This window comes from Microcoleus sp. Pol14D4, from assembly GCF_036701245.1.
GTDB lineage: Bacteria > Cyanobacteriota > Cyanobacteriia > Cyanobacteriales > Microcoleaceae > Microcoleus.
In genome coordinates, this window is record NZ_JAUBQM010000134.1 from 1 (window position 1) to 8,560 (window position 8,560).

Annotated in this window: 6 protein-coding genes and 1 pseudogene; 4 read left to right on the forward strand and 3 right to left on the reverse strand. The window is 45.8% G+C overall.

Translation table 11 applies throughout. The features are described 5' to 3' along the window. From QUA33_RS26820 to QUA33_RS26835, 4 genes are all read left to right on the forward strand, one after another. Nucleotides 1-1,512 (forward strand): CHAT domain-containing protein (locus tag QUA33_RS26820; RefSeq protein ID WP_333152644.1); only part of this gene is annotated, 1,512 nt, incomplete at its 5' end. A 277-nt stretch (nucleotides 1,513-1,789) separates the two neighbouring features. After that, entirely contained in the window at nucleotides 1,790-2,518 is a 729-nt protein-coding gene (locus tag QUA33_RS26825) for a response regulator transcription factor (protein ID WP_333152647.1), read from the forward strand. Nucleotides 2,519-2,750: 232 nt separating this feature from the next. After that, nucleotides 2,751-3,479, forward strand: a complete 729-nt coding sequence (locus tag QUA33_RS26830; protein ID WP_333152649.1) for a response regulator transcription factor — start codon at nucleotides 2,751-2,753, stop codon at nucleotides 3,477-3,479. 149 nt (nucleotides 3,480-3,628) lie between these two features. Beyond that, nucleotides 3,629-4,372 (forward strand): hypothetical protein, encoded by a 744-nt coding sequence (locus tag QUA33_RS26835; RefSeq protein ID WP_333152651.1) that lies wholly within the window; start codon nucleotides 3,629-3,631, stop codon nucleotides 4,370-4,372. Nucleotides 4,373-4,862: 490 nt separating this feature from the next. Here QUA33_RS26835 and QUA33_RS26840 read toward each other — a convergent pair whose 3' ends face one another. From QUA33_RS26840 to QUA33_RS26850, 3 genes and pseudogenes are all read right to left on the reverse strand, one after another. Then, nucleotides 4,863-7,178, reverse strand: a complete 2,316-nt coding sequence (locus QUA33_RS26840; protein WP_333152653.1) for a CHASE2 domain-containing protein — start codon at nucleotides 7,176-7,178, stop codon at nucleotides 4,863-4,865. A gap of 133 nt (nucleotides 7,179-7,311) precedes the next feature. Continuing rightward, nucleotides 7,312-8,307 (reverse strand): DUF1822 family protein, encoded by a 996-nt coding sequence (locus QUA33_RS26845; RefSeq protein WP_333152654.1) that lies wholly within the window; start codon nucleotides 8,305-8,307, stop codon nucleotides 7,312-7,314. Between the two features lie 51 nt (nucleotides 8,308-8,358). Further along, a pseudogene (locus QUA33_RS26850) lies at nucleotides 8,359-8,560 on the reverse strand (hypothetical protein); the annotation flags it as partial.

Below are 8,560 nucleotides of genomic sequence, written 5' to 3' on the forward strand. Positions count from 1 at the left end.
CTGCCTATCTTTTTTTACCACAAGTTGGCTCAATCCTTACTAACTATGGGTTTGGGGCGGGTTGTCACCCCCCCAGCTATTTTTGAAACCCAAGCAGCAACTTACCGCCACCTGGAAAAAGCCCTGATCGCTCAGTCAAAAACAGAACAGGCGCTGGAAATTTCCGAGCGGGGGCGGGCGCGGGCTTTTGTCGAGTTACTGACTGCTCGGTTATCTGCTAATTCAGATGCGATACCCAATATTAAGCCACCTACGAGCGAGCAAATTAAACAAATTGCTCAAGCAAAAAATGCAACTTTTGTCGAATATTCTATTTCTTTTTTAGAAGAACTTTTTATTTGGGTAATTCAGCCGACGGGCGAAATTGTATTTCGCCAAGTTGACCTCAACTATCAACATACTCCGCTCAAAGACTTGGTTTCCGACTCTCGCGAGGCGATCGGCATCAGGAATCGCGACTTCAATCCCACTCTAAAAATTGGCCCAGGCGATTTAGTTAAACTCCACGACGATGCCCCTAACTGGGAACCTTGGCAAGTCATATCTGTTGATGAAACACACAGCATTCTCTCGCTCTGGCAATCCTCTTTTCCCGAAGGATTGACTATTCCCCGACCTGCAATTGATGTAATAGCCAAAGTGCAATCAAGCCTCACCAATCACCCGCGCTTGCAAAAACTCCATCAATTGCTAATTGAACCGATTGCTGATTTGTTGCCGACAGATCCCGAAGCTCGAATTATCTTTATTCCTCAAGGCGAACTGTTTTTCGTTCCTTTTCCGGCCCTGCAAGATGCTGGGGGGAAATTCTTAATTGAAAAACATACTATTCTAACTGCTCCTTCGATTCAAATTCTGGAATTAACCAGCCAAAAACGACAAGAGATTTCTGATTTAGTTGGAGACATTCTAGTAGTAGGAAATCCGACTATGCCCGAAGTTGCTCTAGTACCGGGAAAACTCCCGCAGCAGTTATCTGCTTTGCTGCATTCAGAAACGGAAGCCAAGGCGATCGCCCAATTGTTCCAAACCCAAGCGCTTACAGGCAATTCGGCTACCAAAGCCGCCGTACTTCAGCGGTTGCCAAACGCCCGCATTGTCCATTTTGCCACCCACGGATTGCTCGATAACATTCGCGGGCTCGGCAGCGCGATCGCCCTTGCACCCGATCGCACCGATAGCGGTTTGCTGACTGCTGAGGAAATTTTGGATCTGCACATTAACGCGGATTTGGTCGTTTTGAGCGCGTGCAATACCGGCATGGGGCGGATTACCGGCGACGGCGTTATCGGTTTGTCTCGCGCTTTAATTTCGGCTGGTACGCCCAGTGTCATTGTGTCTTTGTGGGCGGTGCCGGATGCTCCTACAGCCGATTTTATGGTGAAATTTTATCAAAATCTCGATCGAACGGGCAACAAAGCTCAAGCCTTGCGAAACGCCATGCTGGAGACAATGCAGCAGCATCCAAATCCCAGAGATTGGGCGGCTTTCACACTGATCGGCGAAACATAATTGATTAAATTTTGTAAAAAATTGCCAAAACAGCGAAAAAATTAGTTTTTTCGCTGAAAGCTCCACAGAAACTCGATCGCGCCAGGAGCGATAAGCCATGTGTCGATTTAATTTCTTCACAAAAGTCACGTTTGCGATTGAAATCGGGGCAACCACGGGGGGATTGCCCCTACTGCACAAACTTTAGTCCACTGCTAGCGGACTAAACAATAAAGGCTGTTTTCATACACCTGCTCGCTTTCCTAACTTTGCACCCTTAACAATAAAGTCAAAAATTATGACAATATCTGCCGATCAAAAAGCAAAAATTCTAGTTGTAGAGGATGACGATTCTATCCGCACTCTCATCTACCGCTTTCTCAACCAGACATATCAAGTACAATTTGCCGCCGACGGTCAAACTGCTCTCGAAATTTTTGAAGAATTTAACCCAGTCCTTGTCATTTTGGATTGGAACTTGCCCGATATTACTGGCTATAAACTTTGCCAAGAAATGCAGAAGCGCACAAATGTTTTAGTCGCGATTCTCAGCAGTCGCACCTCCCAAGAAGATCGAATTAAAATCATGAAAGCAGGTGCCGATGATTTCATGTGCAAACCGTTCTCTCTTGAAGAATTAGCAGTTAGAGTCGAAGTCTTGTTGAGGCGGTCGAGATCCGTCAACCCGCCCAACCTTGTCTTCGGCCAATTAGCGATCAATTTAGTGAGTAGGGAGGTGAGATTCAAGGAGCAAATTCTAACGCTAACAGCCTTAGAATTTGAAATATTGTGTTTTTTGGCAACTCATTCAGGTAAAGCTTGCAGCCGCCAACAGCTAATCGAAAAAGTTTGGGGGTGGAAATCCAATTATGGATCAGAAGAGCGAGTGGTGGACGTGCATATCGGCCAAATTCGCAGGAAAATGGCTAAAGTCGATGCCGCTGTTCCGAGTTTTATTCAAACTGTTCGGGGATACGGTTACACTTTCGCTCCGATCGCTCGCAGGGACAGGGTAGTTGGTAATTGAACAATCATCATAATTATGACTGGTTCCTAGGTAGAGCGCGCGAACCAGTTAATTCGCTATTGTCCCACCCCTAATCCCCTTTTTAAAGGGAGTAGGGGTTGAGTAGGGCAAGCTAAGGGGGCATCTACGAGTAAAGAAAACACGCCTTATAGAGAATCGAGGGTCTAATTAAAAGACAGCATACTTACTCGATTTTCTAAAGTGTGAACCATTAACAAGAGAGCCAAAAATTATGACGATATCTACCGATCCACATTCCAAAATTCTGGTTGTAGACAATGACGCCCCCGTCCGTAATTGCATCGGCGGCTATCTGAATGAGACATATCAAGTACAATCTGCTGCAGACGGAAAAAAAGCTTTAGAAATCTTTGAGGAATTCAACCCAGTCCTCGTAATTTTGGATGGGAATTTTCCCGATAATATCGGCGTTAAACTTTGCGAAGAAATGCAGAAACGGAAGAATGTTTTTTTACTCGTGATTTTCAGCAGCGGTACAGGCGAAGAAGCTCGAATTAAAATCATAAAAGCAGGTATTGATGATTTTATCGACCAACCGTTCATTCTTGAGGACTTGGCACTTAAAATAGAAATTTTGTTGAGTGAGATGAAAACCGTCAGTCCGCGCAATCTTGTCTTCGGTGAACTAGCTATAGATTTAATGAGTAGGGAGGTGAGATTGAAAGAGAAAACTTTAGCTTTGACGGCCTTAGAATTTCAACTCTTGTATTTTTTGGCAACTTATCCAGGTAAAGCTTGGAGCCGCCAACAGCTAATCGAAAAAGTTTGGGGATGGAAATGCAATGACGCACGAGACGAGCAAGTGGTGGACGTGTATATCCGTCTGATTCGCAGGAAACTGGCTAAAGTCGATTCGGCTGTTCCGAATTTTATTCAAACTACTCAGGGATACGGTTACACTTTCGCTCCGATCGATCGCAATAACAAGGTAAGTAGGTAAGCGGGATTAAACACAGCTATGTAACAGTAGGTAAACAGGACTAACTTAGCCACGCTTACGGCATTTGGATACTTTACAATCGTTTACATAATTGTGTTTTACAGCGCCTACCTACTTAGCCTCATTTTTGGAATAAAAGGATGAGATAAATGAAAATAATCCAGCAAACAGCCAGTGAATTAATAATTCAGACTCAAAGCATATTTGATTTTTGGCTCCCTAGTTGTTTATTCATGGCAGTTGGACTGATATCGCTGACTTTTGACTATCATGCAGCAACCTTGAGCTGCCAGCGATTGCAGGCAAAACAAGGAAATTGCCAGATTGTGCGATCGAATTTACTGGGGTCGAACATCAAAGAAATTGAGCTTGCTTCTTTGCAGGGAGCTAAAGTTGAAAGATGCGGCTATAAAACCAGAGTTGTACTTTTGACTTCTGTTGGCAATGTTCCTTTCACTGCTAACTCCACTAATTGGGGAACCCAAGACGCTGTAGCTTCTGACATCAATTTTTTTGTTAAAAATGCCAAAGATCGCTTGCTGCGCTTAAGCCAAGACGATCGCTGGTTGGGATGGACAGGAGGCATATTTTTGCTCGCAGGAATCGCAGCGATCTTCTTGAGAAATAATGAAACTTACAGCTTCGATGAAACTTTAAACACCTTGACTGTTAAACAGCGGGGTTTGTTGGCACGTAAAGTAACGGAATACTCTCTGGGCGAAATTTATGGCGTGGAAGTCGATCGAACAAAAGATCGGGATCGTGACATTTGGTACGAAGTTAGACTGTTAGTTTGTGGAGGCTCTCGCATCTCCCTACCCCGCACGATGAACCTATACCAGCAAGCAAAAATCGCTAAAGCGATTAACAACTATCTGCACCAGCACAAATAACCAAAAATAGCCGATCGCGATCGGGAGTATCTCACTTTTGCCACCAAGCTAGAAATTGGATTTGGGAGGAAAGAGTCAGAAGGAAGGAGCCAGAACAAGTGTTTTTACAAATATGAGATGCTCCCTCGCGATCGACCCGATTTCTCAAGGTTGCGGATTTACGCAGAAACCGGGTTTTTCACCAAAATCTCTTGTAAGTAAGTCGGTGCCAAAAAACGCCCCTATGTAAACGAGGCCAAAGTCTCCAAATGCTTTCTACTGGCTAACTTAAATCTGTTTACATAGTGTTATATTATGCGGTTTAATCTTGCTTACCTACTTAGTTTCTAATTGAATAGCCTGGGGAGCGTCAAGCATTTGGGCATAAAATAATATCCTTTCCGGTTACACCGGAATTATGTTGACTGTTGACGCCGTGAACAGTCAACAGTCAACAGTCAACTCGAATTTACTATTCCGATGTTAACTGATTTGATTTGATATGATATTGTCATTTCGGCCGAAAAGTAAAAACGATCGCAATTAAACCCCCTGCTACCATTGCCAAAGCTGAGGGTACCAAAGGCACCCACCAGCCCTCGATTAGCAAAAACCAGCAAACCCCGCACAAAATCCCCCCAGATGCGATCGCCCCCGACACCGCGTGCAGCCTGCGTCGGCTGACAATCGCGATCGCGCTACCAACTGCTGCCCAACCCACAATCAAGAGCATTTGGACCCATTCAGGTGCAATTTGCAGCAGCGGGCGCCCATCCAAAGCAGCGCTGATAATTTGACTCGACATTTGCGATTGAATTAACACCCCCGGCATTTTCTGGGAAGGTGATTCTCCCGCACTGTAAGGCGTCAAAAAATAATCAGGATTGGAAATCGGTGCCGTCACGCCAATAAAGATAATTCTGTCTTTTATCAAATTGGGATTGACTTTTTCTTCTAATAGTTCGGCTAGCATGACTCGGCGAACAAAATTGCGAGGCGCTCGGTAATTGAGCATCATTTGAAAACCGCGATCGTCCAAGTTTTGATAAGCGCCTGTACTGTCGTGAATCGGTGCAAAAACTGCATTGCCCAGCCTTATCTTATCTCTGGGAAGAGTTTCCGGTTGGATGCCTTTTGCTGCTAGGTAATGAAGGGCAGCCCTCGCGCTCAAAGAGTGCTCTGTAGTACAAGGATCGCTGCTGTGCGGCTGCATAAACAGTAAGTGGCGGCGGAGAATGCCGTCGGCATCTGCCACCACATCGCTGAACCCGAGGCGCTCTTTTGGCAGTGCGGGCGGCGGTTTGATGCCGCATTTGTTGGGTTTGCCGGTTTCTTTGACGCTGCACAAACCAATTAAATTTCGATCGCCCTGAAAGCGAGCCGCTAATGCTGTATAACCGGGCCCTAAAGGGCGATCGCGGAAGATATCCAGGGCGATCGTTTGCGCCCCATACTGTGCCAATTTTCCCACTGCTTTTGCGATCGTCGCATCCGGCAGCGGAAAGCCGTATTTGTTGATATCCGTTTCCGTCGCTTCCACCACCAGCAAACGCGAGTCTGAGCTTTCAGCAGGACGCAGCCGCATCAGTTGGTCAAAAGCTTGCAATTCCCATATTTGAAGCAAGCCCAGCGATCGCGCTCCCATGACAGAAACAGCAGCAGTTGCGATCGCCAACAGCCCGATCTGAAAGCGGCGCAGCCGAGATAAAGGTGGCGGATTGCTGACAGTTTCCGGCTCGGGTTTGTGCAGCAACTCTTGCCAAGTTGGCGGCTTGGCAGTTGGATTTTGACAAATGATCGGCAGCCAATCCGCACCGGGAATTTCTGACCCTAATTCTGCCAATCTTTGCCTCGCGAGGCGCACTGCCACATACAAAGATTCCCCGCTGCAAAAAGCTTGGAGAAAATACTTTAAAAAATCTTGGGCAGTTCGATCGCACACCGGTTCCCGCATTACGATCGTTTGCGGGATGCCCAAATCTTCAAGCTGTCGTCCTATTCCCAATCCATTGCAGGAATTCAAAATCGCCAACTGCAAGCCGCTGCTAACCGCTAGCTTGAAACCGTGTGTCAGTTCTTCTACTGTTAAACTCTCGGTTTGATTGATATAAAATTTACCCGATCGGCCGTCGCTGCGGGTGGAACTGTGTCCGGCAAAAAATAAGATATCCCAGCTTTTTTCCCAAAGATGCTCGCCTATTTGGCGGCGACTTGGTTCTACTAAAAAAGTAACTTCTGCGGAGGGCAATCCTGCAAGTATAATTCGATCTTGCTCAATATCAATTTGTTGACTGTTCCCCAAAATTGCTAAAATTTTTACACTGCCTTTAGCGGGATTTCTGTTGGCGACCGCAGGTTTTTTAGAAGTTGGGGGACTCAAAGCAATTTCGGCTTTCGGGTAGCGCTCAAAAATATCCCAACAGTACCAAGGCAGCAGCCGCAAATCGATGTCGTCAGTTTTAATTAAAAATCGAATCGTGTCCGACGGCATTAATTGTTCGAGCAATGTTTCTTTGAGTTTGCGAAACGGTTCGGAGTTGAGCCAGCTATTGATTTGCTGGCTTAACTGTTCCCGCAACAAGCGGCATTTGGACAACTGTTCTGCACGAGAGCCCATAATGCTAATTTCGATCGGCTTAATGCGGAAATCTCCCAAACTGCGGTAGGTTGACTGCCAGCGACCGTAGTGTTCCGCTATTTCTGGTTTTGGAGGCAGGAAGCCTTGGATTTCCACTGCGGGCAGATCTCCTTCCGCGCCGATTGCCAGAGAAACTCGCACCCCTTTTATCAAGTTATCATCTAGCTTCAAAACAACTAATTTCGGCATGGCTAACAACTGATAAGCCCAGGCGCATCTAAATTTTACAGTCACGGCGCAATTAAATTCTTGTGGGCTGGGCAGGATGCCCGCCTGAAAGTTTCAATTTCCATGCTGAACAACTTATGGCAAGCGAGCCGCTTTAGGCGACAAAATTCTCTACAATACAGAGTTCTTTCAGTTTTACCACAACGCTGAAACATTCTCCGCAATCGGCGGCAAATTCTAGAGTCATGTAGCCGTTACCGCTGCCGGCGCAAGCTTCCATGACAGTTTTTCCCTCGCCGTCGGTGACTTTCAGAGTCAGATTGAGCGGCAAACTGTCTGCCCCGCCGGCGGGATGCACCTGTACTTTAATATTAGTTTCAGTATCGGTTTTTGCTTCGATCGCCACCAGCAAAGCTATCGATCGGGCTGCTTCTCTCACACCCCTCCATAAATTAGGTTTTTCTTGAAAACCATCGATGGTTGCGGATGCTTTTTCCGAGATATCTGCTGTCAGATTGATTATCTTGCCCCGCACGACTGCGCTGCTGTAACGACGAAAAGCTAAATGAGGTTCTTGTGGCACTAAAATATCTTCTACAGACTGCCAGCCAGCCTCAAAAATATTGTGCAGCCACTGGCGCAGTTGTACAGTTTTTCGGCTGCGTTCCAGACAATCCAAATGTTGGATAAATTTGTCAAAACTTTGCAATTTTTCAATCGCTAAGTCCCCAGCTCTTGCAGTTTTCATAAATCCCAGCAAAGTAGCTTGTTGTCGCTTTATATCGATTTCAACTGCTACTAAACCAATGCGATCGTCCGGTATTTCTAGCGGAATGTAACAAAACTTGCCCGACTTCAGAGGTCGGCATTCCAAATGACCTAGTTGAGTTAATTTCAAGTCTGCTGCATCGGTGTAAAGGCGCATAGCCGCGTTCCAACTGTCGCTGGCATTCAAGTCTGTGGGAATGTCCATCATTTCCATGTAATCTTTCACTGCACATACAGCTAAAGTGTTGAAATAAACTTGCTCTTTTTTTTCCGGGGATGTCACTCCGTCAAGATTTGAAAACTTCTGTGCCAGCCGCAGGGCGGCGGCTGTAATGGGCAGGGTAATAGATTTTTCTCTGATATTTTCGGTGCTGTTATTCATCACGGTTTTCCTGTTTGACAGATTTTTTTTAGGACAGGATTTGTCCTGCCTTTATTCCAGATATCCTTGATTTTTGGCAAAATTTCGCAAGCGGGGCAGACATTCTCTTTTATAAAAATTGGGGGCGGTTGACGGCGGCAAGTTAAATTCAAGAGCAATGTTTTTCCAGGGAGTCTCCGGGAGCGTGTCACTTTTGCAATAAGTACAAATACTTAGACAGCTTTTCCCGACTTGCCAATTAACCCATTTAAAT

Excerpts from the sequence above, each read along its gene's own strand:
- QUA33_RS26825 (WP_333152647.1), top strand. The coding sequence starts at position 1,790 with ATGACAATATCTGCCGATCAAAAAGCAAAAATTCTAGTTGTAGAGGAT.
- QUA33_RS26830 (WP_333152649.1), top strand. The coding sequence starts at position 2,751 with ATGACGATATCTACCGATCCACATTCCAAAATTCTGGTTGTAGACAAT.
- QUA33_RS26835 (WP_333152651.1), top strand. The coding sequence starts at position 3,629 with ATGAAAATAATCCAGCAAACAGCCAGTGAATTAATAATTCAGACTCAA.
- QUA33_RS26840 (WP_333152653.1), bottom strand. The coding sequence starts at position 7,178 with ATGCCGAAATTAGTTGTTTTGAAGCTAGATGATAACTTGATAAAAGGG.
- QUA33_RS26845 (WP_333152654.1), bottom strand. The coding sequence starts at position 8,307 with ATGAATAACAGCACCGAAAATATCAGAGAAAAATCTATTACCCTGCCC.